General features: G+C 70.7%; 24 protein-coding genes. 15 read left to right on the plus strand and 9 right to left on the minus strand.

Annotation, left to right across the window (positions count from 1 at the left end; genetic code table 11):
- Positions 1 to 70: 70 nt before the first annotated feature.
- From ACLQ25_RS14865 to ACLQ25_RS14880, 4 genes are all read right to left on the minus strand, one after another.
- Positions 71 to 2626 carry an ABC transporter permease gene (locus ACLQ25_RS14865; protein WP_425731465.1) on the minus strand — a complete coding sequence of 852 codons (2556 nt, stop codon included), beginning with the start codon at positions 2624 to 2626 and terminating at the stop codon, positions 71 to 73.
- Positions 2626 to 3393: an ABC transporter ATP-binding protein gene (locus ACLQ25_RS14870; RefSeq protein WP_425731466.1), complete on the minus strand. Its 768-nt coding sequence runs from the start codon at positions 3391 to 3393 to the stop codon at positions 2626 to 2628. The genes ACLQ25_RS14865 and ACLQ25_RS14870 overlap by 1 nt, the downstream gene beginning before the upstream one ends.
- Before the next feature lie 329 nt (positions 3394 to 3722).
- On the minus strand, positions 3723 to 4409 hold the full coding sequence (locus tag ACLQ25_RS14875; protein WP_425731467.1) for a response regulator: 687 nt from the start codon (positions 4407 to 4409) through the stop codon (positions 3723 to 3725).
- Between the two features lie 265 nt (positions 4410 to 4674).
- Positions 4675 to 5589, minus strand: coding sequence for a RecB family exonuclease (locus tag ACLQ25_RS14880; RefSeq protein WP_425731468.1), 915 nt, complete (start codon positions 5587 to 5589; stop codon positions 4675 to 4677).
- A 173-nt stretch (positions 5590 to 5762) separates the two neighbouring features.
- Here ACLQ25_RS14880 and ACLQ25_RS14885 point away from each other — a divergent pair, with 173 nt between their 5' ends.
- The 3 genes from ACLQ25_RS14885 to ACLQ25_RS14895 are packed head-to-tail and all read left to right on the plus strand — an operon-like array spanning position 5763 to position 8420.
- A complete protein-coding gene (locus ACLQ25_RS14885) occupies positions 5763 to 6821 on the plus strand; it encodes a M50 family metallopeptidase (protein WP_425731519.1) in 1059 nt (352 codons plus the stop codon).
- Entirely contained in the window at positions 6818 to 7819 is a 1002-nt protein-coding gene (locus ACLQ25_RS14890) for a tRNA (adenine-N1)-methyltransferase (RefSeq protein ID WP_396805152.1), read from the plus strand. The genes ACLQ25_RS14885 and ACLQ25_RS14890 overlap by 4 nt, the downstream gene beginning before the upstream one ends.
- Before the next feature lie 28 nt (positions 7820 to 7847).
- Entirely contained in the window at positions 7848 to 8420 is a 573-nt protein-coding gene (locus ACLQ25_RS14895) for a hypothetical protein (RefSeq protein ID WP_030332883.1), read from the plus strand.
- Positions 8421 to 8467: 47 nt separating this feature from the next.
- Here the strand turns inward: ACLQ25_RS14895 and ACLQ25_RS14900 are convergent, their stop codons facing one another.
- Positions 8468 to 8761 carry a ferredoxin gene (locus ACLQ25_RS14900; protein ID WP_357119276.1) on the minus strand — a complete coding sequence of 98 codons (294 nt, stop codon included), beginning with the start codon at positions 8759 to 8761 and terminating at the stop codon, positions 8468 to 8470.
- Between the two features lie 179 nt (positions 8762 to 8940).
- Between ACLQ25_RS14900 and arc the strand changes: the two genes are divergently transcribed.
- The 7 genes from arc (at position 8941) to prcA (ending at position 17112) form a co-directional block, all read left to right on the plus strand.
- Positions 8941 to 10725 carry a proteasome ATPase gene (gene arc / locus ACLQ25_RS14905; RefSeq protein ID WP_357170269.1) on the plus strand — a complete coding sequence of 595 codons (1785 nt, stop codon included), beginning with the start codon at positions 8941 to 8943 and terminating at the stop codon, positions 10723 to 10725.
- A 130-nt stretch (positions 10726 to 10855) separates the two neighbouring features.
- Complete coding sequence (locus ACLQ25_RS14910) at positions 10856 to 12820, plus strand: hypothetical protein (protein WP_425731469.1); 1965 nt, start codon at positions 10856 to 10858, stop codon at positions 12818 to 12820.
- A 125-nt stretch (positions 12821 to 12945) separates the two neighbouring features.
- Complete coding sequence (gene dop / locus ACLQ25_RS14915) at positions 12946 to 14463, plus strand: depupylase/deamidase Dop (protein ID WP_425731470.1); 1518 nt, start codon at positions 12946 to 12948, stop codon at positions 14461 to 14463.
- Between the two features lie 105 nt (positions 14464 to 14568).
- Positions 14569 to 14784: a ubiquitin-like protein Pup gene (locus ACLQ25_RS14920; protein WP_425731471.1), complete on the plus strand. Its 216-nt coding sequence runs from the start codon at positions 14569 to 14571 to the stop codon at positions 14782 to 14784.
- 57 nt (positions 14785 to 14841) lie between these two features.
- Positions 14842 to 15462 carry an endonuclease VII domain-containing protein gene (locus tag ACLQ25_RS14925; protein ID WP_425731520.1) on the plus strand — a complete coding sequence of 207 codons (621 nt, stop codon included), beginning with the start codon at positions 14842 to 14844 and terminating at the stop codon, positions 15460 to 15462.
- A complete protein-coding gene (prcB, locus tag ACLQ25_RS14930) occupies positions 15381 to 16220 on the plus strand; it encodes a proteasome subunit beta (RefSeq protein ID WP_425731472.1) in 840 nt (279 codons plus the stop codon). Before ACLQ25_RS14925 ends, prcB begins: the two co-directional genes overlap by 82 nt.
- 61 nt (positions 16221 to 16281) lie before the next feature.
- Positions 16282 to 17112, plus strand: coding sequence for a proteasome subunit alpha (gene prcA, locus ACLQ25_RS14935; RefSeq protein ID WP_355053023.1), 831 nt, complete (start codon positions 16282 to 16284; stop codon positions 17110 to 17112).
- 187 nt (positions 17113 to 17299) lie between these two features.
- On the opposite strand, the gene ACLQ25_RS14940 is transcribed toward prcA, so the two are convergent.
- The 4 genes from ACLQ25_RS14940 to rfbB form a co-directional block, all read right to left on the minus strand.
- On the minus strand, positions 17300 to 18604 hold the full coding sequence (locus ACLQ25_RS14940; RefSeq protein WP_425731473.1) for a lipopolysaccharide biosynthesis protein: 1305 nt from the start codon (positions 18602 to 18604) through the stop codon (positions 17300 to 17302).
- Positions 18601 to 19302, minus strand: a complete 702-nt coding sequence (locus ACLQ25_RS14945; RefSeq protein ID WP_355053025.1) for a glycosyltransferase family 2 protein — start codon at positions 19300 to 19302, stop codon at positions 18601 to 18603. Before ACLQ25_RS14945 ends, ACLQ25_RS14940 begins: the two co-directional genes overlap by 4 nt.
- Complete coding sequence (locus ACLQ25_RS14950) at positions 19295 to 19666, minus strand: DUF2304 domain-containing protein (RefSeq protein ID WP_007459918.1); 372 nt, start codon at positions 19664 to 19666, stop codon at positions 19295 to 19297. Before ACLQ25_RS14950 ends, ACLQ25_RS14945 begins: the two co-directional genes overlap by 8 nt.
- Positions 19667 to 19825: 159 nt before the next feature.
- On the minus strand, positions 19826 to 20827 hold the full coding sequence (gene rfbB / locus ACLQ25_RS14955) for a dTDP-glucose 4,6-dehydratase (RefSeq protein WP_425731521.1): 1002 nt from the start codon (positions 20825 to 20827) through the stop codon (positions 19826 to 19828).
- An 89-nt stretch (positions 20828 to 20916) separates the two neighbouring features.
- Between rfbB and rfbA the strand changes: the two genes are divergently transcribed.
- The 5 genes from rfbA (at position 20917) to ACLQ25_RS14980 (ending at position 25518) form a co-directional block, all read left to right on the plus strand.
- Positions 20917 to 21804 carry a glucose-1-phosphate thymidylyltransferase RfbA gene (rfbA, locus tag ACLQ25_RS14960; protein ID WP_396805170.1) on the plus strand — a complete coding sequence of 296 codons (888 nt, stop codon included), beginning with the start codon at positions 20917 to 20919 and terminating at the stop codon, positions 21802 to 21804.
- Positions 21801 to 22424, plus strand: a complete 624-nt coding sequence (gene rfbC, locus ACLQ25_RS14965) for a dTDP-4-dehydrorhamnose 3,5-epimerase (RefSeq protein ID WP_425731474.1) — start codon at positions 21801 to 21803, stop codon at positions 22422 to 22424. Before rfbA ends, rfbC begins: the two co-directional genes overlap by 4 nt.
- 68 nt (positions 22425 to 22492) lie before the next feature.
- On the plus strand, positions 22493 to 23851 hold the full coding sequence (pafA, locus tag ACLQ25_RS14970) for a Pup--protein ligase (protein ID WP_234581936.1): 1359 nt from the start codon (positions 22493 to 22495) through the stop codon (positions 23849 to 23851).
- Positions 23852 to 23918: 67 nt separating this feature from the next.
- The gene (locus ACLQ25_RS14975) at positions 23919 to 24113 is read left to right on the plus strand and encodes a hypothetical protein (protein WP_425731475.1); all 195 of its coding nucleotides are present in this window, start codon (positions 23919 to 23921) and stop codon (positions 24111 to 24113) included.
- Between the two features lie 265 nt (positions 24114 to 24378).
- Positions 24379 to 25518: an oxalate decarboxylase family bicupin gene (locus ACLQ25_RS14980; RefSeq protein ID WP_425731476.1), complete on the plus strand. Its 1140-nt coding sequence runs from the start codon at positions 24379 to 24381 to the stop codon at positions 25516 to 25518.
- Positions 25519 to 25594: the final 76 nt, after the last annotated feature.

Here is a 25594-nt window from a genome sequence, read left to right on the forward strand (position 1 = left end):
CAGAAAGCCGCAGCCGGAAAGAACGAGGGGGCCCCGCGGTGCGGGACCCCCTCGTTTGTCGGACCTGGCGTCAGTCGTGGGCGATCGCGCCCAGGACGTTGATCCGGGCCGCCCGCACAGCGGGGAGCACCGCGGCCACCACCCCGATGAGCGCGGCGAAACCGAGGAAGACGACCATCTGCCCCCAGGGGAGGTTCAGGTCGGTGATGCCCTCGTCCTTGAGCGCCTCGACCACCGCGGCACCGAGGCCGGTGCCGACCGCCACGCCCAGCAGCGCGCCGAACACGGAGATCACCACCGCCTCCACGGTGATCATGCCCATCGTCTGGCCGCGCCGCAGGCCGATCGCCCGCAGTAGACCCAGCTCGCGGGTCCGTTCCAGCACCGACAGCGCCATGGTGTTGACGATGCCGAGCCCGGCGATGATGATGGCCAGCCCCAACAGGATCTTGATCATCATGAGCAGCCCGTCGAGCGAACTCGTCTGCTGCTTGATGAACGCGTCTCGGTCGGCCACCGATACCTCGGGGCTGTCCGCGAGCAGCGTCTCCACCCGCGGTTGCACGTCGGCCACCCGGGCTCCCGGCGCGAGCTGGATGAAGCCCTGGATGGGCTGCGGGATCGCGAAGTCCTTCGCCGCCGTTGCCGGCAACGTCACCGGGTTGGTCAGCTGCGAGGACTCGTAGATGCCGCTGATCGTGTACGTGCGAGCCTCGCCCCGGGTCAGCTGCACGCTCACGGTCGAGCCGACCGACCAGCCCCGGGACTTGGCGGTGTCGGAGCTGGCGAGCATCTGCGTCGGCGAAAGCCGGTCGATGTCACCCGCGGCGGCCTTCGCGCCGAAGATCTGCCGCAGTGACGCGATGTCGCTGCTCGCCGCCACCCACGTGCTCTCGCCGTCGATGCGCCCCATGTCGCCGTACTCGCCGTCGACCATCCGCACGCCGGGCAACGTCTTCACCTGGTCCAGCACGCCCGGGTCGAAGCTCGGCGGACGCGGACCGCCCTGCTGGCCGGCGATCACCAGCTCGGCCTTGATGTTGTCCTGGGCGAGCGCGCTGATGCTGCTCTTGGCCGAGTCCAGGATCACGGTGATGCCGGTGACCAGCGCGATGCCGACCATCAGCGCGGCGGCCGTGATGGCGGTGCGGCGCGGGTTGCGCCCGGAGTTGAGCCGGCCCAGCTTGCCCGGCACCGACCAGGAGAAGATCGCACCGAGCAGGTTCACCACCGGCCGGCTGATCAGTGGAGTCAGCAGCGCCACGCCGATGAAGGAGAACAGCACGCCGCCGAGGATGGTGGCGAGCGTCTGGCCGCCCGCGTTGCCGCTGAGCCCCAGGAACAGCAGCACCGCGCCGATGCCGGTGACCACCGACCCCGCCACGGTGATCTTGGTCAATGACCGGTCGGGCGTGGCCACGTCCTGCATGGCGGCGATCGGCGGGATCCGGGATGCCCGCAGCGCCGGCACCAGGGCCGCCACCACGGTGATCACCAGGCCGACGCCGAACGACCCGATCACGGCCGCCGCCGGCACGCCGATCCCGGCCAGGGTCAGACCACCGGCCAGCTTGCCGAAGAGGAACGCCAGCAGCGCGCCCACCCCGATGCCGGCGGCGAGACCGAGCACCGACGCGAGCAGGCCGACCGCGACGGCCTCCAGCACCACCGAGCCGATGATCTGACGGCTGCTCGCCCCGATGGCGCGCATCAGCGCCAACTCCCGGGTGCGCTGCGCCACGATGATCGAGAAGGTGTTGAGGATCAGGAACGTGGCGACCAGCAGCGCCACCGCGGCGAAGCCCAGGAGGATCTTGTTGAAGAACGACAGGCCCTCCTTCAGGCTCGACGCGGCGTCTTCGGCCAGTTGCTCGCCGGTTTTCACGTCGAAGTCCGCACCCAGGGTGCGGGCCATGTCGTCGCGCAGCTTCTCGTCGGAGACCCCGCCGGCGGTGCGGACGGTGACGCTGCTGAAGGTGTCCGGTTCGCCGAGCATCAGCCGCTGCGCCACCGGGGTGGTGAAGAAGACCTCGTTGACGCCGCCGATCGAGTCCCGGTCACCGCTGTAGCCGGCGATGCCGACCAGGGTGAAGTCCCGCTTCTTCGACTCGAACGCGGTCAGCACGCCGACCTTCTCGCCGACGCGCACCTTCGCGGACGTGGCCAGCGACTTATTGATCACGATCTCGTCGTCGGCCTGCGGAGCGCGGCCCTCGCGCAGTTGCAGCAGGTCGCTCTCGCCGACCCAGTTCTCACCGAGCTGCGGCGGACCGAACGACGTGACGACCTTGCCGTTGCTGCCGATCACCCGTGCGCCGTCGGCGTTGACGACACCGGTCGCGGAGGCCACCCCCGGCACCTGCTTGACCCGGTCGACCACGGCGGCCGGCAGCGGAGCGGAGGTCTGCTCGCCCTCCAACTCGCTGACCTCGATCTTTGGCTTCGCCGCGACGTTCACGTCGATCTCGGAGAAGCCGTCGGCGAACACCGAGTCGAAGGAACGACCCAGCGTGTCGGTCAGCACGAACGCGCCCGAGACGAACATGACCCCGAGCACCACCGCCAGCGCGGACAGGATCAGCCGGACCTTGCGGGCCAGCAGACTCTTGAGTGTCGCCCGGAACATCAGTTGCCCACCTCGGCCGGAGTGTCCAGCTTCTTCATGGTGTCCAGCACGGTGTCGGCGGTCGGCTCGATCAGCTCCGACACGATCTGACCGTCGGCCAGGAAGACCACCCGGTCGGCGTACGCGGCGGCGGTCGGGTCATGGGTGACCATCACGATGGTCTGACCGTGCTCGCGCACCGAGTCGCGCAGGAAGCCGAGCACCTCCGCGCCGGAGCGCGAGTCCAGGTTTCCGGTCGGCTCGTCCGCGAAGATCACCTCGGGGCGGGCGACCAGCGCCCGCGCGCACGCCACCCGCTGCTGCTGACCGCCGGAGAGCTGCGCCGGCCGGTGGTCCAGCCGGTCCTGCAGGCCCACCGTCCTGATTACCGTGTCGTACCAGGCCGGGTCCGGCTTGCGCCCGGCGATCGACATCGGCAGCAGGATGTTCTCCTTCGCGGTGAGCGTCGGCAGCAGGTTGAACTGCTGGAAGATGAAGCCCACCTTCTCCCGGCGTAGCTTCGTCAGCCCCGAGTCGCCCAGCCCGGTGACCGTCGTCTCACCGATCGACACCGTCCCCCGGGTCACCGAGTCCAGACCGGCGAGGCAGTGCATCAACGTGGACTTGCCGGAACCCGACGGCCCCATGATCGCGGTGAAGCGGCCACGTTCGAACTCCGCGCTGACCCCCCGCAGCGCGATGACCTGGGCCTCGCCGCTGCCGTACACCTTCCACACGTCGTTCGCCCGGGCCGCGGCCTGCGCCTGCCGGCCTACCGTCGCGGTCACGTCATCTACCTCTTCCGTCTGTCCGAATCTCACGCCGCCCCCCGATGGTCCGGCGCGACCGTTCAATCATCGGCGCTGCGAGCGTCCATCCCGTCCGCCCCTGGGGGGACACGCAGCGGATTTCCCGCTGCGGGTGCACCCCCATGCCGCATCAGGGTTGCCCCTGACCCGACGGCCGATCGACCGGTTTCGCACACTTCCCCCGCACGTCACAGGAGGGTCAACCGCGCGGCGCCGCCTCCGGTCACGGTAGGTGACGACGGCAACCCGGGCCGTCCCTCCACGGGGGATCTTCGGGTACGCCAGGTGAGGTAGTCGCCGTGCGGCGACTACGCCCGTGGGCGGACCAGACCCGACTCGTATGCCAGCACGACGGCCTGCACGCGGTCGCGTAGCCGCAGCTTGGTCAGCAGGTGCCCGACGTGGGTCTTGACAGTCGTCTCGCTGACCGACAACACCGACGCGATCTCGGCGTTGGACAGTCCGCGGGCCACCTGCACCAGCACCTCACGTTCCCGGTCGGTGAGCGCGTTGAGCGCCGCCGACGGCGTCGCCGCCGGGTCGGGCAACAGGTCGGCGAAGCGGTCCAGCAGTCGCCGCAGGATCCGTGGCGCGACCACCGCGTCCCCGCCGGCCACCGTGCGGATCGCCGCGATCAGCTCCTCGGCGGGTACGTCCTTGGCCAGGAATCCGCTCGCGCCCGCCCGCAGCGCCCCCACCACGTACTCGTCGAGGTCGAACGTCGTCAGCACCAGCACCCGCACCGGCAGGCGGGAGTCGACGATGGCCCGGGTCGCCGCCACCCCGTCCATCCGGGGCATCCGGATGTCCATCAGCACGACGTCGGGCAGGAGCCGTCGGGACAGCTCCACAGCCTCCACGCCGTCACCGGCCTCCGCCACCACGTCCAGGTCGCCCTCGGCGCCCAACACCATCCGGAAGCCCGTCCGCAGCAGCGGCTGGTCGTCGGCGAGCAGGATCCGTACCGGCCGCGCCGGGGCCACCCGATCGCTCATGTCGTCTCCCGTCCCCGCTCCACCGGCCTGTGCGTCGCGGACCACGGTAGAGGTCGGCCGGGCGCCCTGTCCCGACCCGGACAGCACCGCTCCGGTCGGGCGGTGCCGGGGCTCGGCCCTCCTGACGCCGTCGATCTTGCACTTTCTGCTGGGATAAATGGTGCGAATCCGATGGAGTCGACATCCGAAAGTGCAAGATCGGCGGCGCGGGGCGGGGCAGGGCGGGCGGGGGCGGCGCGAGCGGCGCGTGGCGCGCGCGGCGGGGTTACTCGTCGGCGCCGGGGGGTGTGGGGGTGGTGCGGGCGTCGCGGAGGGGGTCGGCGGTTGTCGCCGTGACGGGGAACGGGGGTGGGGTGCCGCCGAACGTGGGGCACAGCGCCTGGTGACTGCACCAGTCGCACAGCTTGCTCGGACGGGGTCGGAAGTCCTGCCGGGCGGTGGCCTGCTCGATCGCCCGCCACAGCGCCACCACGGTGCGCTCGAAGCGGACCAGCTCGTCGGCGTCGGGCGTGTAGTCCAACACCTCGGCGTCGCGCAGGTAGAGCAGGCGCAGCACCCGGGGCACCACCCCACGGGTGCGCCACAGCACCAGCGCGTAGAACTTCAGTTGGAACAGCGCCCGCGCCTCGAACGCCTCCCGGGGCGCGCCGCCGGTCTTGTAGTCGACCACCCGCAGCGCGCCGTCCGGGGCCACGTCGAGCCGGTCGAGGTAGCCCCGGATCAGCAGCTCCTCGTCGACGACCGCCGAGATCAGGCTCTCGCGCTCGGCCGGTTCCAGGCGGGTCGGATCCTCCACCGCGAAGTAGCCCTCGAGCAGCCCCGCCGCCGAGCGTAGGAACTCCACCGGGCCGGCCGGCTCGGCGTCGTCGAAGATCGCGGCCAGCTCCGGCTGCTCGGTGACCAGTCGGTCCCACTGGGGGGCCACCAGGTCACCGGCCGCGGCCGGTGTGCGGCTCGACGCGGGCAGGTCGAACAGCCGCTCCAGCACCGCGTGCACCAGCGTGCCCCGGGCCTGCTCAAGGGTCGTCCGCTCGGGCAGCCGGTCGATGCTGCGGAACCGGTATAGCAGCGGGCAGGTCTTGAAATCCGCCGCCCGCGAGGGCGACAGCGAGGCCCGCACCGTCGGCGGCGTCTGCGCCGGGGGAGTGGACTGGGGGGTGGTGACCGGTTCCGCCGTCATGTGCGCAAAGGTTAGGGCACCGGTGTGACACCGCCCGCCGCCCGCCCCGCAGGTGACCGGTCCGTAGCATCGGTGCGATGGAGCAGACCTCCCGGCCGTCGCGCCGGTCCGACCGGCGACCCGGTCTGAGCGTGGGCCGGGTGTTCGGGGTGCCCCTGCACCTCAACGCGTCGATGCTCCTGCTCGCCGTGCTGGTGGCCGTGCTCTACGCCGAGTTCGCCCGCCGACAACTGGACCTGCCGCAGATCAGCGGTTACCTCATCGGCTTCGGATTCGTGGTCTCCCTGCTCGGCTCGGTGCTGCTGCACGAGCTGGGCCACGCGCTCACCGCCCGCCGCTACGGCATCGGTGTGCGGGGAATCACCCTCGAACTGCTCGGCGGGTACACCGAGATGGAGCGGGACGCCCCGACGCCCCGGATCGACCTGCTGGTCTCGCTGGCTGGCCCGGCGGTCTCCGCGGTGCTCGGCGCCCTCGCGGTCGCCGCCACCCTCGCCCTGCCGCCGGGCACCGTCGGCCATCAGCTCGCCTTCCAGCTCGCGCTGAGCAACGTCATCGTCGCGGTGTTCAACATCCTGCCCGGGCTGCCGCTGGACGGCGGCCGGGCGCTACGCGCCGCCGTGTGGGGTCTCACCCGCGACCGGCACCGTGGCACCGAGGTCGCCGGCTGGGCCGGCCGCGTCGTCGCCGTCGGCACCGCCGCGCTGGTCGGGTTACTGACCGCCACCGACCACCTGGCCCCGGTCGCGCTGCCGCTGATGCTGCTGGTCGCCGTCACCCTCTGGCGCGGCGCCGGGCAGTCGATCCGCGCCGCGCGGGTCAGCCGACGGTTCCCGCTGATCGACCTGGCTCAACTGGCGCGGCCAATCTGGCCGGTGACCACCGGCACACCGCTGGCCGAGGCCCAGCGCCGCCGCGCCGAGGGCGGGCAGCCCGCCGCCGCGCTGCTGGTCACCGACTCCACCGGCATCCCGGTGGCGTTGGTCGACCCGGCCGCCGCCGCGGCCGTACCCGTCGAGCGTCGCGCCTGGCTGGCGGTGGACTCCGTGGCCCGGCCGCTCACCGCGCTCCCCACCCTGACGCTCGGACTCGACGGCGAACGGGTGATGGAGGCCGTGCAGACCCACCCGGGCGCGCAGTACGTGGTGACGTCAGGCGAAGATGTCGTCGGCATTCTGCACATCGGGGACCTGGCACAGCTCCTCGAACCCAACCGGAAGATGACACCGTGACCGCAACTCCCTCCACCGTCGCAGCCGACGACGCCCCCCGGACGCTGACACCCGTGCACCGAGGCCCGTTCCGGCCCGGCGACCGGGTGCAGCTGACCGACCCCAAGGGGCGGATGCACACCGTCACGTTGGAGCACGGCAAGGAGTTCCACACCCACCGCGGCATCCTGGCGCACGACGCACTGATCGGGCTGCCCGACGGCAGCGTGGTGACCACCTCCGGCGGCGGCACCGCGTTCCTGGCGCTGCGTCCGCTGCTGTCGGACTACGTGCTCTCCATGCCGCGCGGCGCCCAGGTGATCTACCCGAAGGACTCGGCGCAGATCGTCGCGATGGGCGACATCTTCCCCGGCGCGAAGGTCCTCGAGGCCGGCGCCGGCTCCGGCGCGCTGAGCTGCTCCCTGCTGCGCGCCGTCGGCACCGAGGGCGAGCTGCACTCGTTCGAGGTACGCGACGACTTCGCCCAGATCGCCAAGCGCAACGTCGAGGCGTTCTTCAACGGGCCGCACCCGTCGTGGCACCTGCACGTCGGCGACGTCGCGCAGTGCCAGGAGACCGGCTTCGACCGGATCATCCTGGACATGCTCACCCCCTGGGAGACCCTCGACATGGTCGAGCGGGCGTTGGTGCCCGGCGGCGTGTTCATCGGTTACGTGGCCACCACTCCGCAGCTCTCCGAGCTGGTCGAGGCGCTGCGTGAGCGCGGCGGCTGGACCGAGCCGCGCGCCTGGGAGTCGCTGGTGCGCGACTGGCACGCCGAGGGCCTCGCCGTCCGACCCGACCACCGGATGATCGCGCACACGGCGTTCCTGGTCTCGGCGCGCAAGCTCGCCCCGGGCGTCACCGCGCCGCCGCGCCGCCGCAAACCCAGCAAGGGCACCGAGGCGTACGTGCAGCGCCGCGAGGACCTGCGCGCGGCCGAGGCGGCCCGCCAGGCCGCCGCCGCCCAGGCCGCCGACGCGCAGCCCGACGCGACGGGGGAGATGGACAGGCCGTGACCATCGGTGAGCGGGGGGAGGCGGCCCGATGAGCCGACCGGGTTACGGCGGCGGCGACCTGCCCGCCGTGTTTCCGGACTGGTCGCCCTACCAGGACCTGGAGTCGGCGGCGCGCGCCTATCTGCGGGACCCGGACGTCGCGCTGGAAGCGCTCGGCGGGGTGCTACGCGGCGCCTCGGTGCTCGGCTTCACCCTGGAACGCTTCGTCAACGAGGTCAACGGCGTGTGGCAGGAGGTCGTCGTCTGCGACGGCAGCCGGCTGATCCTCTGGCACGGCGAGGACGTGCCGCCGGAGGAGGGGCCGCCGGGTTCGATGACGTCGTCGCTGCGGGTGGTGCCCGTGTCCACGGTCACCGAGGTGGGCTGTCGACGTCGGCTGAACCGCTCCGACAGCGGCGAGATCCGGGTCGACAGCATCGACGTCTACCTGCTGCTCACCTCGCTGGACGAGGCGCCGCCGAGCGAAGAGATGGCCGGTACGCCCCGGCACGACGCGCTGCGGTTCGGCAAGACCCTCGACGACGGTGGGGCCGGGCAGATCGCCCGGCTGGAGGAGTTCGCGCGGCTGGTCGCCTCGGTGGTCGGCCGCCCGATGCTCTGAGGCGTACCCCGTTCGGGCCGGCGTCGCGCGGACCTCGCGGCGTCGGTTCAGTCGTCCTCGGCGTCCGGGCCGGCGACCTCGACGCCGTCGCCGCGCACCACGTGGATGCAGTCGCCCGGGCACTCCTTCGCGGAGTCGATCACTTCGAGTCGCAGGTGCTCGGGCACATCGACGCGGCTGCCCGGGGCCAACCTCAGCTCACCGTCGGCGCCCTTGACGTACGCCAGGCCGTCGATGTCGAACTCGAACACCTCTGGCGCGTACTGCACGCAGAGCCCATCGCCCGTGCAGAGATCCTGGTCCACCCAGACCTGCAACTGGTCGGTCGCGACCTCGGCCACCGGTGCACCCCCCATGTTCTCCCGTACCAGCCTCCGACGGTACCCGAACGCGGTTAACGACCCCGCAGACCACCCCTTGGCGATCAAGGTTCAGTGACGAGGGTGTTGCGTGGGACCGAATCGGGCTCATAGCGGCTAGTGTTAGCTCAGAACGTTCAAGCCCCCCGGGGAGGTGGGACGTGGCAGCACGCAGCGACGACGCGGACTCGCGCGCCGCACGGTGGGAGAAGGAAGCCCACGATCTCTCCACGCAGGTCGCGTTCCTTCAGGAGGAACTCGCCCTGGTGCGGCGCAAGTTGACCGAAAGCCCCCGACACGTCCGGCAGCTCGAAGAGCGGCTGGCGGCCACCCAGGCACAGTTGGCGCGGCTGACCGAGAACAACGACCGGCTGGTGAGCACCCTCAAGGAGGCTCGCACGCAGATCGTCACGCTCAAGGAGGAGATCGACCGGCTCGCACAGCCGCCGAGTGGCTACGGAGTCTTCCTGGCCAAGCACGACGACGGCACCGTGGACGTGTTCACCGGCGGCCGCAAACTGCGGGTCGCCGTCTCGCCCTCGCTGGACGTGGCCGAGCTGCGCCGCGGCCAGGAGGTCCTGCTCAACGACGCGCTCAACATCGTCGACGCGTTCGGGTACGAGCGGGTCGGCGAAGTGGTGATGCTCAAGGAGATCCTGGAGGGGCCGAACGGCGGGCCGGGCGACCGGGCGCTGGTGGTCTCCCACTCCGACGAGGAGCGCATCGTGCACCTCGCCGAGACGCTCATCGGCTCGGCGATCCGGGCCGGCGACTCGCTCATGATCGAGCCCCGCTCGGCGTACGCGTACGAGCGGATCCCGAAGAGTGAGGTCGAGGAGCTGGTCCTGGAGGAGGTGCCCGACGTCGACTACTCCGACATCGGTGGCCTTCAGTCCCAGATCGAGCAGATCCGCGACGCGGTGGAGCTGCCGTTCCTGCACGCGGACCTGTTCCGTGAGCACCAGCTCCGGCCGCCCAAGGGCATCCTGCTCTATGGGCCGCCCGGCTGCGGCAAGACGCTGATCGCCAAGGCGGTGGCCAACTCCCTGGCCAAGAAGATCGCCGAGCGGCAGGGCAAGGAGAAGCACACCAGCTTCTTCCTGAACATCAAGGGCCCGGAGCTGCTCAACAAGTACGTCGGCGAGACCGAGCGGCACATCCGGCTGATCTTCCAGCGGGCTCGGGAGAAGGCCGGTGAGGGCACCCCGGTGATCGTGTTCTTCGACGAGATGGACTCGATCTTCCGGACCCGTGGCTCCGGCGTCTCGTCCGACGTGGAGAACACCATCGTCCCGCAGTTGCTCAGCGAGATCGACGGCGTGGAGGGGCTGGAGAACGTCATCGTCATCGGCGCCTCCAACCGGGAAGACATGATCGACCCGGCGATCCTGCGCCCGGGCCGGCTCGACGTGAAGATCAAGATCGAGCGGCCGGACGCCGAGGCGGCCAAGGACATCTTCTCCAAGTACATCCTCTCCGGGCTGCCACTGCACCCGGACGACCTCGCCGAACACGGCACCGACGCGCAGGCCACGGTGGCCGCGATGATCGACGCCGTCGTTCTGCGGATGTACTCGGAGACCGAGGAGAACCGCTTCCTCGAGGTCACCTACGCCAACGGTGACAAGGAGGTCCTCTACTTCAAGGACTTCAACTCCGGCGCGATGATCCAGAACATCGTCGACCGGAGCAAGAAGATGGCCATCAAGGAATTCCTCACCTCCGGTCGCAAGGGCCTACGCCTGCAGCATCTCCTCGACGCCTGCGTCGACGAGTTCCGCGAGAACGAGGACCTGCCCAACACCACCAACCCCGACGACTGGGCCCGCATCTCCGGCAAGAAGGGCGAACGGATCGTCTACATCCGTACGCTCGTCTCCGGCGGCAAGGGCACCGAGGCCGGCCGGTCCATCGAGACCGCCAGCAACACCGGCCAGTACCTGTAGGCAAGCGCTGACATCAGCGGGGCCCGAGACGCGTCGCGTCCCGGGCCCCGCTCGTCACACCGGCCCACGCCCGCTCACCCGAACCGGTACGCTGTGGCGCTTCCAGCCCTGCGAAACGTCGAGGATCCGCGTGCCGTCCGAACTCACCGTCACCGACCCGCCGGCACGCCCTGCGGTCGACCCGCGGACCCCGCCTCCCACCCGCCCGTACCGCGCGTTGCTCGTCGCGCTGGCGGTCGCCTGGCTGGTACCCGCGGTGGCGTACCCCCTGCACCTGGCCTGGCTGCTGCCCCCGCTCGTGCTGCTGGCCACGGCCAGCCTGCTACGCGGCGGCCGCACCCTGCTCGACCGGCTCGTGCTCGCCATGCTGCTGCTCGTCGGCGTCACCACCGCCGCCGGGCTGCTCTTCACCCTCTGGCCCTGGGGGCTGCACCCCGTCGCGGTCAGCGGTACCGCGCTCACCGTCCTCGCCCTCATCGCCGTGGTGACCGGCCGACGTCCCGCCCTGCCCCGGCCCGGCTGGACCGACCTGCTGCCGGTCGTCACCGCCGTCGCCGTCGTCGGCTACCTCGCGTCGCCCTGGCTGCGGGCCACCGCGCTCGTCGGCCGCCTCAGCCTGCTCGCCCTCGGCGAGGACAACTTCCGGCACGTCGCCCTCGTCGACGCCATCGGCCGGCTCGGCGGGTACGTCTTCCTCGACCCGTCGGCCGCCCGCGACGACATCGTCTCCCTGCTCGCCCGCTACCCGCAGGGCTGGCACCTCACCACCGCCGTGCTCGACACGCACTTGCGCTCCGCCACCGGCACCCCGAGCGGAGCCAGCACCCTCAGCCACTACGAGTGGTGGTGCTTCGCCACCTTCGGCCTGCTCGTGCTCACCCTCTTCTGGGCCGCCCAACGGCTTCCCGGCCCCCTGCACCCGCTGCACCGGGTCGTCCTGACCGTCGTCGTCGGCGCCCTCGTCCTCGGCAGCCAACTGCCCCGGCTGCTGATCGCCGGCTACCCCAGCGAGGTGCTGGGGCTCGCGCTCGCCGTCGCGCTGACCGCACTCGTCGTACGCCCGCTCGCCGGCAACCGGGAACAACTCATCCTGTTCGGCGCGCTGCTCACCGGCATCGGTTTCACCTACTACCTGTTCCTCCCCCCGGCCGGACTGCTCGTGCTCGGCTGGCTCGTCGCGCACCGCCGGGAGTTGCTCCGCATCCGCCGGACCGTGCTCGCCGTCGGCCTGGTCACCGCCCTGCTCGCCCCGCTGCCCCTGCTGCTGGGCATCTTCGCCGCGGGCCAGACCGAAGCCCTTGACGCCAAGGCCGGCCTGGAACTCGCCGAGGCCTGGCGGGCCCTGCTGGGCCTCACCCCGATCGTCCTCATCGGCCTGGTGATCCAGGCCCGTCGCGCCGACCGGGCCTGGCGCCGGCACCTCGCCGCCGTGCTGGTGGCCGTCGGCTTCGCCCTCGTCATCGCCTTGGCCAACATCCTCAGCGGCATCCAACCCGCCTACTACTTCATGAAGGGCGTGCACCTCGCCACCGTCGGGCTCATCGTCGGCACCGCCGCCCTGGTCGTGCTGCTGCCCGTGCCGAAGGCCGACGCGCGCGCGAACCGGGCCCGCGCCGTCGCCGTCCCCGCGCTCGCCGCCGCCCTGGCCGTGCTCACCGTCGTGATCCTCTGCGGGCTCACCGGTTGGAGTCGGAGCCTGCTCGTGGTGAACAAGCAGAGCTGGACCCAACTCTGGGTCCAGAACAGCGTCGACAAGCCGTCGAGGGCCGCCCAGGTCTGCGCCGCCGCCTACCGCCGCTTCCCTCACCAGCCGGGCACCGTCACCGTCGTGCTCGACCGCGGCGGCTACCGCGGCTACCTCGAATCGATCTGCCTCTCCGCCCTGCAGGGCACCACCGCGCAGACCGAACGGGCCATCTACCTGCCCGTATTCGACGAACCCGAGCGCACCCGCAAGATGCTGCGCGGGGCACGCGGCCCGATCCGGCTGGTGATCAGCGATCCCGCCGCGCAACGACGCGTCGACAAACTGCTGACCAGGTACCCGGACCTACGCGGCCGGGTCACCACCGTTCAAATGCACATCAAGTACTGAACGCGGCGGGCGGGACGCGGGGCGACACCCGTGACCCGCCCGCACCGGCGCGCCCCCGACCCCGAACAGTCGGACTACGCTCGACATGACGGGCACCGGGTCGGGCGAGCGAAGCGGGTAGGTCGATGAGCGTAAGACGGATCATGGGCACCGAGGTCGAGTACGGCATCTCCGTGCCCGGCCAGGCCGGAGCCAACCCGATGGTCACCTCGTCCCAGGTGGTCAACGCCTACGGGGCCCGGCCCGAACTCAACCGGGGCGGTCGCGCCCGCTGGGACTACGAGGAGGAGTCGCCGCTGCGCGACGCCCGCGGCTTCACCTACTCCGGGGCCGCCTACGACCCCGCCGAGGCCCTCGCCGACGAGGACCTGGGCCTGGCCAACGTGATACTCACCAACGGCGCACGCCTCTACGTGGACCACGCGCACCCCGAATACTCCACCCCCGAGGTCACCACCCCCCGCGACATCGTGCGCTGGGACAAGGCCGGCGAGCGGGTGATGGCCGAGGCGTCCCGCCGCGCCGCCACCATCCCCGGCAGCCAGCCCATCCACCTCTACAAGAACAACACCGACAACAAGGGCGCGAGCTACGGCGCCCACGAGAACTATTTGATGCGCCGGCAGACCCCGTTCGCCGACATCGTGGCGTACCTGACGCCCTTCTTCGTGACCCGCCAGATCGTCTGCGGTACCGGCCGCGTCGGCATCGGACAGGACGGCGGGCAGAGCGGCTTCCAGATCTCCCAGCGCGCGGACTTCTTCGAGGTCGAGGTCGGCCTCGAGACCACCCTCAAGCGCCCGATCATCAACACCCGCGACGAGCCGCACGCCGACGCCGACAAGTACCGCCGGCTGCACGTCATCATCGGCGACGCCAACCTCTCCGAGATCTCCACCTACCTCAAGGTGGGCACCACCGCGCTGATCCTCACCATGATCGAGGAGAAGGCGCTCAGCGCCGACCTCGGCATCGCCGACCCCGTCAGCGAACTGCGCGCGGTCAGCCACGACCCGTCCCTCACGCACCTCATGCGGCTGCGCGACGGCCGCCGGCTGACCGCCCTGGACGTGCAGTGGGCGTACCTCGAACGGGTGCGGTCCTTTGTCGACGACCGCTACGGCGCCGACGTCGACGAGCAGACCGCCGACGTGCTGGACCGGTGGGAGGGTGTCCTGGACCGGCTCGGCCGCGACCCGATGCTCTGCGTGGACGAGTTGGACTGGGTGGCCAAGCTACGGCTGCTGGAGGGCTACCGGGAGCGGGAGAAGCTCGGCTGGGGCTCCCACAAGCTCCAGCTCGTCGACCTGCAGTACTCCGACGTACGCCAGGAGAAGGGCCTCTACAACCGGCTCGTCTCCCGTGGGGCCATGAAGACGCTGCTCACCGACGAGGAGGTCCGCAGCGCGATGACCGAGCCCCCGGAGGACACCCGGGCCTACTTCCGGGGCCGCTGCCTCGCGCAGTACGCCTCCGAGGTGGTCGCCGCGAGCTGGGACTCGGTGATCTTCGACGTGGGCCGGGAGTCGCTGGTCCGGGTACCGATGATGGAGCCGGAGCGGGGCACCCGCGCCCACGTCGGGGCCCTGTTCGACCGCTGCGCCAGCGCCAAGGACCTGCTGGAGACGCTGACCGGCGGCTGAACGCGCGAACCGAATGCCCGCTGTGCGCCGCAAGCCGGCGCGCGGCGGGCTTTTCGTCGTCCGGGCGAGGTAAGTTCATCGCAGGCGATCGTGGAGGAGGCAGCAATGGCCACTCATGACAGCGGCGGCCAGTCGCAGTCCGGCAAGTCCCGCCAGGGCGAGGAGATCGAGGACGTCACCACCGAGGCGAACCCCGAGGTGGCTGAGCGGCACGCCGAGATCACCGAGGACGTCGACGACCTGCTCGACGAGATCGACTCCGTCCTGGAAGAGAACCCAGAAGAGTTCGTGAGGGGTTATGTACAGAAAGGAGGTGAATGATAGTAAATGTCTTATTCGCCGGGCGGCGTCGATAAGACATGTCCGCAGTGCAAGAGGATGCTGGCCAGCACGGAGTTCCACCGTGATCGGCGAAGGAAGGACGGGCTGGCCTTCTACTGCAAGATCTGCGCCGCCGCACGGTCGGAGGCAAGTCGGCGCAAGCGCGGTATCGCCCCGCAGCGGAAATCACCCACGCCCGTCGGTGAAGGCCTTAAGTGGTGTCCAGACTGTGATCAGATCAAGCACTTGAACGACTTTCCGACCACCTCGACCAAGGCGAGTGGTCGACACAGCTACTGCAAGCCCTGCCACAACGCCCGTGGTAAAGAGACGGCGCAACGACTCTACGGCGGCACGCGCGAGTACCACCTGCGGCATCGTTACGGCGTGGGGGAGAAGGAGTTTCAGGAGCTCCTGGCCGAGCAGGGCGGGGTCTGCGCAATCTGTGGCGGCGCGGACCCGCAACATCTGGACCACGATCATCGCACCGGATGGGTGCGCGGGATACTCTGCTTCAACTGCAACGGTGGTCTTGGCCAGTTCCGTGACAGTCCTACGAGGCTGGCCAGGGCGATCACGTACCTGAGAGGAGCCACGTGGCAGCGGGCTTTGATCCATCCGGGCGTCTACCAGATGTGTTCACCAACGCGGGGACGTCCTCCTTCACCACGTTCCTGAGCCGGGCGGCGCCCGAGATGCTGCCCGGTCGTCGGCCGCTGCCGCCGGGCATGGCCGCCGACCTGGCGCCGCACGCGACCACCATCGTGGCGATCTCTGCCGCCGGTGGCGTGGTGATGGCCGGCGACCGGCGGGCCACCATGGGCAACCTGATCGCCCAGCGCGACATCGAGAAGGTGCACCCCGCCGACGCGTACTCGCTGGTCGGCATCGCGGGCACCGCGGGCATCGGCATCGAGCTGATGCGACTGTTCCAGGTGGAGCTGGAGCACTACGAAAAGATCGAGGGCGCGATGCTCTCGCTCGACGGCAAGGCCAACCGGTTGGCGTCGATGATCCGGGGCAACCTGGGCGCGGCCATGCAGGGCCTCGCCGTGGTCCCGCTGTTCGCGGGCTTCGACCTTGCCGCCAGTGACCCGGCGCGGGCTGGACGGATCTTCAGTTTCGACGTGACCGGTGGCCCGTACGAGGAGACCGGGTACGACGCCATCGGCTCCGGCTCGCTCTTCGCCAAGTCGGCGCTCAAGAAGCGTTTCCGTACCGGCGTGTCCCTCGAGGACGCGACCCGGCTCGCGGTCGAGGCGCTCTACGACGCGGCCGACGACGACACCGCGACCGGCGGACCGGACCTGACCCGCCGGATCTATCCGGTGGTGATGACCGCTACCGCCGAGGGCACCCGCCGGTTGACCGACACCGAGACGGCGGCGATCGCCGAGGGTGTGGTCGCCGGTCGGATGGAGAACCCGGGCGGATGAGCGCCGTCCACCCCCACCAGTCAGCAGTCGTCAGCACCGCGCCGTAAGGAGAACCGCCGCCGTGGCCATGCAGTTCTACGCCTCGCCCGAACAGATCATGCGCGACCGCTCCGAGCTGGCCCGCAAGGGCATCGCCCGGGGTCGCAGCGCGGTGGTCCTGAGCTACTCCGGCGGGGTGCTCTTCGTCGCGGAGAACCTCTCCAGCGCCCTGCACAAGGTCAGTGAGATCTACGACCGGATCGGCTTCGCCGCGGTCGGCCGGTACAACGAGTTCGAGAACCTGCGTCGCGCGGGTGTGCGGATGGCCGACCTGAACGGCCTCAGCTACGACCGGCGTGACGTGACCGGGCGGGCCCTCGCCAACGCGTTCGCGCAGACGCTCGGCGCGATCTTCACCGAGCAGTCGAAGCCCTTCGAGGTGGAGATCTGTGTGGCGGAGGTCGGGGCGACCCCGGACGACGACGAGCTGTACCGGCTCACGTACGACGGGTCGGTCAACGACGAGCCGGGCCGGATGGCGATGGGCGGCCAGGCCGAGGCGATCACCGGTGTGTTGAAGTCGCAGCACCGGGCGGACATGTCCCTCGGTGAGGCCGTCCGGGTGGCGGTGCAGGCGTTGAGCACCGTCGGCGGTGAGGGTGGCGCGGCCCGTACGATCGCCGCGAACCAGCTTGAGGTGGCGGTGCTGGACCGTCAGCGGGTGGGGCGTACGTTCCGGCGGATCACGGGGGCGGCGCTGACGGCGCTGCTCGACGGTGATGTCGCGGCGGCGGAGGAGCCGGCCGAGGCGGGGGGGCCGGACACGCCGGCGCAGCCGACCACGGAGGCGCACAAGCCGACGACGTCGGCGGGCTCGGCCGACCTGGAGGACAAGCCGGCGGACGGCAAGTAGTTCTCGTACGCGCATTCGGCGGGCGGCCCGGAAACCGGGCGGCCCGCTCCGCGCCCGCTCCAGCCCGCCGATCTTGCACTTTCGGTTGACGAAAAGTCAGCTTGACGACGATTAGTCCCGACAGAAACTGCAAGATCGCCGAGCTGGGCTGGGCTGGGCGCGGCGCGGGCTGGGGTGGGGTGGGGGGTCAGGGGGCGGTGGTTACTTCGGGGGGGACGGCTTCGTGGGTGGGGGTGGGGGCCGGCGCGGGGGACTGGGTGCCGCGCAGCAGAACGGCCATGGTGGCGGCGACCACGACGGAGCCGATGGCGTAGCCGAGTTCGACCCTCAGCGCGGTGGCCACGGGGGCCAGGGTGGCGGCAACCAGCGCGGCCACGCCCACGGCCCAGGCGACGGCCTGGGCCCGGTGCCGGTCAAGGGCGAGCAGCCCCTGGCCGAGGACCATCGCCCAGAGGTAGGCGAGGGTGGCCGCGGCGAGCCAGGCGAAGTCGCCGTGGCCGAGGACGTCGGGCGCGTCGAAGAGGGTCTGCACCAGCCACGGGCCGAGCAGGACGGCGAGCACGGCGCCGGTGAGCCCGAGCGCGGTGACGACGCCCAGGGCGCGGCGCAGCAGCCCGTTGAAGGCCGTGCGGTCGCCGGTCGCGGCGGAGGTGGCGAGGCCGGGTAGCAGGGACGCCTGGAGCGAGGCGAAGACGAACAGCGGGATCCGGACCAGCACCAGCGCGGAGAGCAGCGCGCCGGCGGTGGCCCCGTCGGTGGGGTCCAGCACCTTGACGTTGATCACGCCGATGTTGACGACGACCTGGGAGAGCAGGCTGGACGTGATGAGCAGGCCGAGGCCGCGCAGGAATGCCGCCCAGGCGACGGGGACGCCGCCGCCGATGGCCCGCAGCACCGGTGGGGCGGTGATCACCACGCTGATCAGCGGTGCGGCGACCAGCACCGCGCCGAACCACACGGGGGAGGTGACGCCGGTCAGGCCGAGCAGGGCGACGAGGGCGATGCGCAGGCCGCCGTCGACGCCGAGTTGGGTGCCGTACCAGGGGAACAGTTGCAGGCCGGAGAGCACGCCGCGGGTGGTGTGCGCGACGGCGAGCGCGGCGAGCGAACCGATCAGGACGGCGACCATCCGGTCGTCGCCGGCGAAGAGCCGGTCGGCGAGCGGCGCCCGGGCGACGATGATCAGCGCGACGACCACGACGAGCAGGCCGAGGGCCAGGGCGGCCCCCCGGGCCAGTACGGGCCCGGGGGTGCTGCCGTGGCTGTGCCGGCCGGCGACGAGGCGGGCGACCTCCTGTTCGACGGGCATGAACAGGCCGATGCCGAGGGTGAAGACGATCGTCCAGAGCGCCGCGAGCGACGAGTAGTCGGCCTCGGTGAGGCTGTGCCCGGCGACGGCCAGGTGGACGTAGGAGGCGAGCCCCAGCAGGGCCAGGCCGGCGCCGACGGCGACGGTGCCCGGTGGGACGAGACTCAGGAGCCGGCGGATCACCGGCGAATGAGCGCCAACGTGAGGACGGCGAAGGCCCGACCGAGGTAGATCATGGCCTTGGCCGGGGAGTGGCTGGGGGTGCCCGCCATCCGCTTGCGCATGGCCACCGGCACCTGGCGGATGGTGTAGCCCCGCCGGGCGGTGTGCACGAGCGTCTCGACCGTGTCGCCCAGGTATTCCACCGGGTACCAGGTGGCGAACATGTCGATGACCCGGCGGTTGGCGGCCCGGAACCCGGAGGTGGTGTCGGTGAGCTTGGTGCGGGCGACGCGCGACAGGACGCCGGAGAGCATGACCATGGCCCAGCGGCGGGGGCCGCGGACGCTGTAGTCGCCCTCGCCGGCGAACCGGGCGCCGATCACCAGGTCGGTGTCGTCGAGCAGGTCGACGAGCTTCGGCACGTACCGGGGGTCGTGCTGGCCGTCCGCGTCGATCTGGATGGCGACGTCGTAGTCGTGGTCGCGGGCGTACCGGTAGCCGAGGCGCATGGCGCCGCCGACGCCGAGGTTGTACGGCAGCTTGGCGACCCGGGCGCCGGCGGCGGCGGCAACGGCGGCGGTGCGGTCGGTGGAGCCGTCGTCGACGACGAGCACGTCGACGCCGGGCAGTTCGCCGCGGACCTCGCCCACGACGTCGGCGATGGAGCCGGACTCGTTGAGCGCGGGGATGATGATCAGGACCCGCTTGCCGTTAACCATCGTGCGACACCAGTTCGTCTCGGGCCGCCCGGTCCGCGTCGATCTCGGCGCGGAGCAGGGCGAAGTCTTCTGCCAGGGTCCGGGTCTCTTCCTCCAGGGCGCTGACCTCCCAGCTGAGGTGCACGCAGACCAGCAGCAGGAAGACGATGCCGAGGAAGAGCACGAGGCTCACGCCGGACTGGACGCCGAGCAGTTCGGCGACGTTGTCCAGCAGGCGGGGGAAGAGCGACAGCGGAATGACGATCACCAGGACGCAGAGCCAGAGCATGCCGTACTTCTCGCGGAGCTGCCGGCGGCGCAGCAGCTCGACGATGGTGGCCAGCAATATCAGGCCGGTCAGGCCGGTGACGAGGGTGAGCTTCATGCGACCTTCCACGGGGCGGGTGGAGCGGCGGAGGCGTACCTGGCGGCCAGGGTGGTGCGCCCGCCCGGAAGGGGTGGCACACCAGCGGCGGCCCAACGGCCGTTCCCTAGCAGACTGTACGCCGGTCGGGGGGCTAAACGGGGGGACTGATCGGTCGGGTCATGCGGTCGGCGCCGCCTTGAGCGGCTCCCACCAGGCGCGGTTGTCGCGGTACCACTGCACGGTCTGCGCCAGACCGTCGGTGAGGCCGATGCTCGGGGCGTACCCCAGCTCTTGGTTGATCCTGGTGATGTCGAGCGAGTAGCGGCGGTCGTGGCCCTTGCGGTCGGTGACCGGGACGACCCGGTCCCAGCCGGCGCCGCAGGCCTCCAGCAGCAGGCCCGTCAGCTCCTTGTTGGTGAGCTCGGTGCCGCCGCCGATGTTGTAGACCTCGCCGGCGCGGCCCTTCTGCTGGACCATCGCGATGCCCCGGCAGTGGTCGTGCACGTGCAGCCAGTCGCGGATGTTGCCGCCGTCGCCGTAGAGCGGGACGGTGCCGCCGTCGAGCAGGTTGGAGACGAAGAGCGGGATGACCTTCTCGGGGAACTGGTACGGCCCGTAGTTGTTGGAGCAGCGGGTGACCACCACGTCCATCCCGTGGGTGCGGTGGTAGGCCAGCGCGAGCAGGTCGGAGCCGGCCTTCGAGGCCGAGTACGGCGAGTTGGGGGCGAGCGGCCAGGTCTCCGTCCAGGAGCCCTCGTCGATCGAGCCGTACACCTCGTCGGTGGAGACGTGCACGAAACGGCCGGTGCCGTGGCGCAGCGCGGCGTCGAGCAGGGTCTGGGTGCCGAGCACGTTGGTGGTGACGAAGGGCGCGGCGCCGGCGATGGAGCGGTCGACGTGCGACTCCGCCGCGAAGTGCACGATCACGTCGTGCCCGGCGACCACCTCGTCGACGACGGTCGGGTCGCAGATGTCGCCCTGCACGAACCGCAGCCGCGGGTCGTCGCGCACCGGGTCCAGGTTGCCCAGGTTGCCCGAGTAGGTGAGCTTGTCGAGCACTGTCACGCCGGCCGGGTCGAGCGCTGGCACGCCCTCGGCCGTGCCACCGGGCACGCCCAGCAGCATGCGGACGTACTCCGAACCGATGAATCCGGCACCGCCGGTGACGAGGATCCTCACGGGTCCAGGAGTGTACGCGAAGGCGTACGCGGGCATGTCGGCGGCGACCTGCGACATGCCGGCGGGCTGGTTGCGGCTAAGCTCCTCAGGTGCGCGGAATTCTACTCGCCGGCGGAACCGGTTCCCGGCTATGGCCGATCACCAGGGCAGTGTCCAAGCAGCTGCTGCCGGTCTTCGACAAGCCGATGATCTACTACCCTCTCTCCACCCTGATGATTTCCGGGGTGCGGGAGATCCTGGTGATCACCACTCCGGAGGACCAGGACCAGTTCCGCCGGTTGCTCGGCGACGGCAGCCAGTTCGGGCTGCGGCTGGAGTACGCGACGCAGGACCGCCCGGAGGGCATCGCCCAGGCGTTCCTGTTGGGCGCGGACTTCATCGGCGCCGAGTCGGTGGCGCTGATCCTCGGCGACAACATCTTCCACGGTGTCGGCCTGGGTCGGCAGCTCGCCGCCCACAGCGAGGTCGTCGGCGGCCGGATGTTCGCCTATCCGGTGGCCAACCCGCAGGAGTACGGCGTGGTGGAGTTCGACGCCGAGGGGCGGGTGCTCTCGATCGAGGAGAAGCCGGCGCGGCCGAAGTCCCGCTACGCGGTGCCCGGGCTGTACTTCTACGACAACCGGGTGGTCGACATCGCCGGCAAGCTCACCCCCAGCGCCCGGGGCGAGCTGGAGATCACGGCGGTCAACGAGGTGTACCGGGAGACGGGCGAGCTGTCCGTCACCCTGCTCGACCGGGGTACCGCCTGGCTGGACACCGGCACCCATGCCTCGATGATGCAGGCCGGCGAGTTCGTCCGGGTGATCGAGGAGCGGCAGGGCCTCAAGATCGGTTGCGTCGAGGAGGTGGCCTGGCGGGCCGGCCTCATCGACGACGACCAGCTGCGGGCGCTCGCCGAGCCACTGGTCAAGAGCGGGTACGGCGAGTACCTGTTCGGGCTGCTGGCCGAGAAGAACGAGGGGCGCGTGGGCCGGTGAAGATCCGCGAGCTGAGCATCGAGGGCGCCTGGGAGATCACCCCCCAGCAGCACGGCGACCCGCGCGGCATGTTCATGGAGTGGTACCGCTTCGACAAGCTCGCCGAGGCGGTGGGGCACCCCCTGCGCCTCGCCCAGGCCAACCTGTCGGTCTCCGCGCGCGGCGTGGTGCGCGGCATCCACTTCGCCGACGTACCTCCCGGGCAGGCCAAGTACGTGACCTGCGTGCGCGGGGCGGTCCTCGACGTGATCGTCGACCTGCGGGTCGGCTCGCCGACTTTCGGCCGCTGGGAGGGCGTCCGGTTGGACGACACCGGCCGGGGGGCCGTCTACCTCAGCGAAGGGCTGGGGCATGGGTTCTGCGCGCTGACCGACGACGCGACGCTGAGCTACCTCTGCTCGGCCACGTACAACCCGACCGGCGAGCACGCGGTGCACCCGCTCGACGAGGAACTGGGCATTGAGTGGCCCGCCGAGGTGCCGCTGCTGTCCGCGCGCGACGACGCCGCGCCGACCCTCGCGCAGGCCCGCGAGAGCGGCCTGCTGCCGGAGTACGACGCCTGCCGGCGGTTCGTGGCCAGCCTAGGACCGGACGGAATGTCGCATTCGGCCGGTATGTGACCGCTCCTCGGGCACGACCTGTGGTGTGACAGTGACGAACCGGGCCTCCGGGCAGCTAATGTCTCATCATGGAGCGGCGAATCTTCGGCCTCGAGACCGAGTACGGCGTCACCTGCACCTATCGCGGGCAGCGGCGGCTGTCCCCGGACGAGGTCGCGCGGTATCTGTTCCGGCGCGTCGTGTCCTGGGGTCGGTCGAGCAACGTGTTCCTGCGCAATGGGGCCCGTCTCTACCTGGACGTCGGGTCACACCCGGAGTACGCGACACCGGAGTGCGACTCGGTGACCGACCTGGTGGCCCACGACCGGGCCGGCGAGCGGATCCTGGAGGGACTGCTCGTCGACGCGGAGAAGCGGCTGCACGACGAGGGCATCGCAGGTGAGATCTACCTGTTCAAGAACAACACCGACTCGGCCGGCAACTCGTACGGCTGCCACGAGAACTATCTGGTCTCCCGGCACGGCGAGTTCGGTCGGCTCGCCGACGTGCTCATCCCGTTCCTGGTGACCCGGCAGTTGATCTGCGGGGCCGGCAAGGTGCTGCAGACCCCGCGCGGCGCGGTCTACTGCCTCTCGCAGCGGGCCGAGCACATCTGGGAGGGCGTCTCGTCGGCGACCACCCGCAGCCGCCCGATCATCAACACGCGCGACGAGCCGCACGCCGACGCCGAGCGCTACCGGCGCCTGCACGTCATCGTCGGTGACTCGAACATGAACGAGGTCACCACGCTGCTCAAGGTCGGCACGGCCGACATCGTGCTGCGGATGATCGAGGCCGGCGTGGTCATGCGGGACCTGTCGCTGGAGAACCCGATCCGGGCGATCCGCGAGGTGTCGCACGACATCACCGGCCGCCGCAAGGTGCGCCTGGCCTCCGGCAAGGAGGTGAGCGCGCTGGACATCCAGCAGGAGTACCTGGCCAAGGCCACCGAATTCGTCGAGCGGCGCGGCGGCGACCAGGCCGCGAAGCGGGTGGTCGAGCTGTGGGGCCGGGTGCTCAACGCGGTGGAGAGCGGTGACCTGGAGCCGGTCTCGCGGGAGATCGACTGGGTCAGCAAGCTGCGGCTGATCGAGCGGTACCAGCGCAAGCACGACCTGCCGCTGTCGCACCCCCGGGTGGCGCAGATGGACCTGGCGTACCACGACGTACGCCGTGGCCGTGGCCTCTACGGGCTGTTGGAGCGCCGCGGCGAGGTGGACCGGGTCGCCACCGACCCGGAGATCTTCGAGGCCAAGGAGACCCCGCCGCAGACCACCCGGGCGCGGCTGCGCGGCGAGTTCATCCGGCACGCCCAGGAGAAGCGACGCGACTTCACCGTCGACTGGGTGCACCTGAAGCTCAACGACCAGGCGCAGCGCACCGTGCTCTGCAAGGACCCCTTCCGGGCGTACGACGAGCGGGTGGAGCGGCTGATCGCCAGCATGTGACGGGTCCGCCGGCCCCGACGGTGGTGTACGCCGACGGGGCCGGCGCAACCGGTAGGCTGAGCGCGCCATGACGACTTCTGGACCATCCGAGCCCTCCGAGCGCGGCGGCGCGCGGCAGAACTGGGTCGAGCGCCGGCGGGAGAAGATCCGCGCCGAGATCGACCGCAACCGGCGCGGTGAGTACACCGTGCCGACCTGGGTGCTGGCCGTGGCGCTGGTGCTCATCGTGGGCGGCTGGCTCGCCCTGATCTTCCTCTCCTGATCCCGCCCCGCGCGGTCGCGCGTGATGTTCGCTGATCCCCGCCCCGCGCGGTCGTGAACGGTGTCCGGTGATCGCATTCCCGCGCGGTCGTGAACGGTGTCCGGTGATCGCTGCCCCGCTCGGTGTCCGACGTGCTGACCCGTCGGGGCCAGGGGTTGGCCCGGCCGGGTCGCCCCGCCGGGTATCCGCTGGCCGTCGCCGTCGCGGGCCGTCCTGCCGGCCATCGTGCCGGCGGCGCCAGGACGCGACGACGCGGGAGGCGATCATGAACGACCCGACGGTGCCGCAGCCGGAACGCGACGGTGGGGGCTGGGTGGACCCCGGGCCACGCGACGTGGTCCGCGACCGGCAGAACCCCGACCTGTTGACCCCACCGAGCACGGACGCGGGCACGCTGCCGAACCTGCGGTTCTCCTTCTCGGACGCGCACACCCGGGTGCAGCGCGGCGGATGGACCCGGGAGGTGACCGTACGGGAGTTGCCCATCGCCACCGAGCTCAGTGGCGTGGACATGGCGCTGGAACCGGGCGGGTACCGGGAGATGCACTGGCACAAGCAGTCCGAGTGGGCGTACGTGTCGCGTGGCAGCGCCCGGATCAGCGCCGTCGACCAGGAGGGCCGCAACTTCCTCGACGACGTGCGCGCCGGTGACCTGTGGTTCTTTCCGCAGGGGGTGCCGCACCACATCCAGGCGCTCGACGAGGGTGTGGAGTTCCTGCTGGTCTTCGACGACGGCGCGTTCACCGAGAACGGCACGTTCCTGATCAGCGACTTCTTCGCGCACACCCCGAAGGATGTGTTGGCCAAGAACTTCGGGTGGCGGCTCGATCAGCTCGACTCGATCCCCGAGCGGGAGAAGTACATCTTCGCCGGGCAGGTGCCGCCGGCGCTGGACCAGGACCGGGTCGTCAGCCCGACCGGGGACGTGCCCCGCAGTCTCAGTCACCGGCTGCTCGCCCAGAAGCCGCAGCGCTTCGCGGGCGGTCAGGTCCGCATCGCCGACGTCACCCAGTTCGCCGCTGCCACCACGATCTGCGCCGCGCTGGTCGAGGTGGATCCGGGTGGGATGCGCGAGCTGCACTGGCACCCCACCGACGACGAGTGGCAGTACTACCTGTCCGGCCACGGTCGGATGGGCGTGTTCGCCAGTCAGGGCGTGGCCGGCACCTTCGACATGCGCGCCGGTGACGTCGGGTACGTGCCGTTCGCCTACGGCCACTACATCGAGAACCTTGGCACCGAGCCGCTGGTGTTCCTGGAGATGTTCCGCAAGCCCCGGTTCGAGTCCGTCTCGCTGACCCAGTGGATGGCGAACACCCCGCCCGAGGTCAGCGCCGACACCCTCAACCTGCCCCGAGAACTGATCGAGGCCCTACCCCGAGACCAACGCCCCGTAATCCGCTGACCCCCCCGACTGGCTGCGGTGATCAAGAGGTTTGCGTCAAAATCGCGCCGGATTCTGACGCAAACTTCTTGATCAC

The sequence above is a fragment of the Micromonospora sp. DT44 genome (assembly GCF_049841635.1).
Lineage (GTDB): Bacteria > Actinomycetota > Actinomycetes > Mycobacteriales > Micromonosporaceae > Micromonospora.

What these genes read in the sequence shown, in the direction of transcription:
- ACLQ25_RS14865 (WP_425731465.1), bottom strand. Translation starts at nt 2,626, where the DNA reads ATGTTCCGGGCGACACTCAAGAGTCTGCTGGCCCGCAAGGTCCGGCTG.
- ACLQ25_RS14875 (WP_425731467.1), bottom strand. Translation starts at nt 4,409, where the DNA reads ATGAGCGATCGGGTGGCCCCGGCGCGGCCGGTACGGATCCTGCTCGCC.
- ACLQ25_RS14880 (WP_425731468.1), bottom strand. Translation starts at nt 5,589, where the DNA reads ATGACGGCGGAACCGGTCACCACCCCCCAGTCCACTCCCCCGGCGCAG.
- ACLQ25_RS14885 (WP_425731519.1), top strand. Translation starts at nt 5,763, where the DNA reads ATGCTCCTGCTCGCCGTGCTGGTGGCCGTGCTCTACGCCGAGTTCGCC.
- ACLQ25_RS14895 (WP_030332883.1), top strand. Translation starts at nt 7,848, where the DNA reads ATGAGCCGACCGGGTTACGGCGGCGGCGACCTGCCCGCCGTGTTTCCG.
- dop (WP_425731470.1), top strand. Translation starts at nt 12,946, where the DNA reads ATGAGCGTAAGACGGATCATGGGCACCGAGGTCGAGTACGGCATCTCC.
- ACLQ25_RS14920 (WP_425731471.1), top strand. Translation starts at nt 14,569, where the DNA reads ATGGCCACTCATGACAGCGGCGGCCAGTCGCAGTCCGGCAAGTCCCGC.
- ACLQ25_RS14925 (WP_425731520.1), top strand. Translation starts at nt 14,842, where the DNA reads ATGCTGGCCAGCACGGAGTTCCACCGTGATCGGCGAAGGAAGGACGGG.
- ACLQ25_RS14945 (WP_355053025.1), bottom strand. Translation starts at nt 19,302, where the DNA reads ATGGTTAACGGCAAGCGGGTCCTGATCATCATCCCCGCGCTCAACGAG.
- ACLQ25_RS14950 (WP_007459918.1), bottom strand. Translation starts at nt 19,666, where the DNA reads ATGAAGCTCACCCTCGTCACCGGCCTGACCGGCCTGATATTGCTGGCC.
- pafA (WP_234581936.1), top strand. Translation starts at nt 22,493, where the DNA reads ATGGAGCGGCGAATCTTCGGCCTCGAGACCGAGTACGGCGTCACCTGC.
- ACLQ25_RS14975 (WP_425731475.1), top strand. Translation starts at nt 23,919, where the DNA reads ATGACGACTTCTGGACCATCCGAGCCCTCCGAGCGCGGCGGCGCGCGG.
- ACLQ25_RS14980 (WP_425731476.1), top strand. Translation starts at nt 24,379, where the DNA reads ATGAACGACCCGACGGTGCCGCAGCCGGAACGCGACGGTGGGGGCTGG.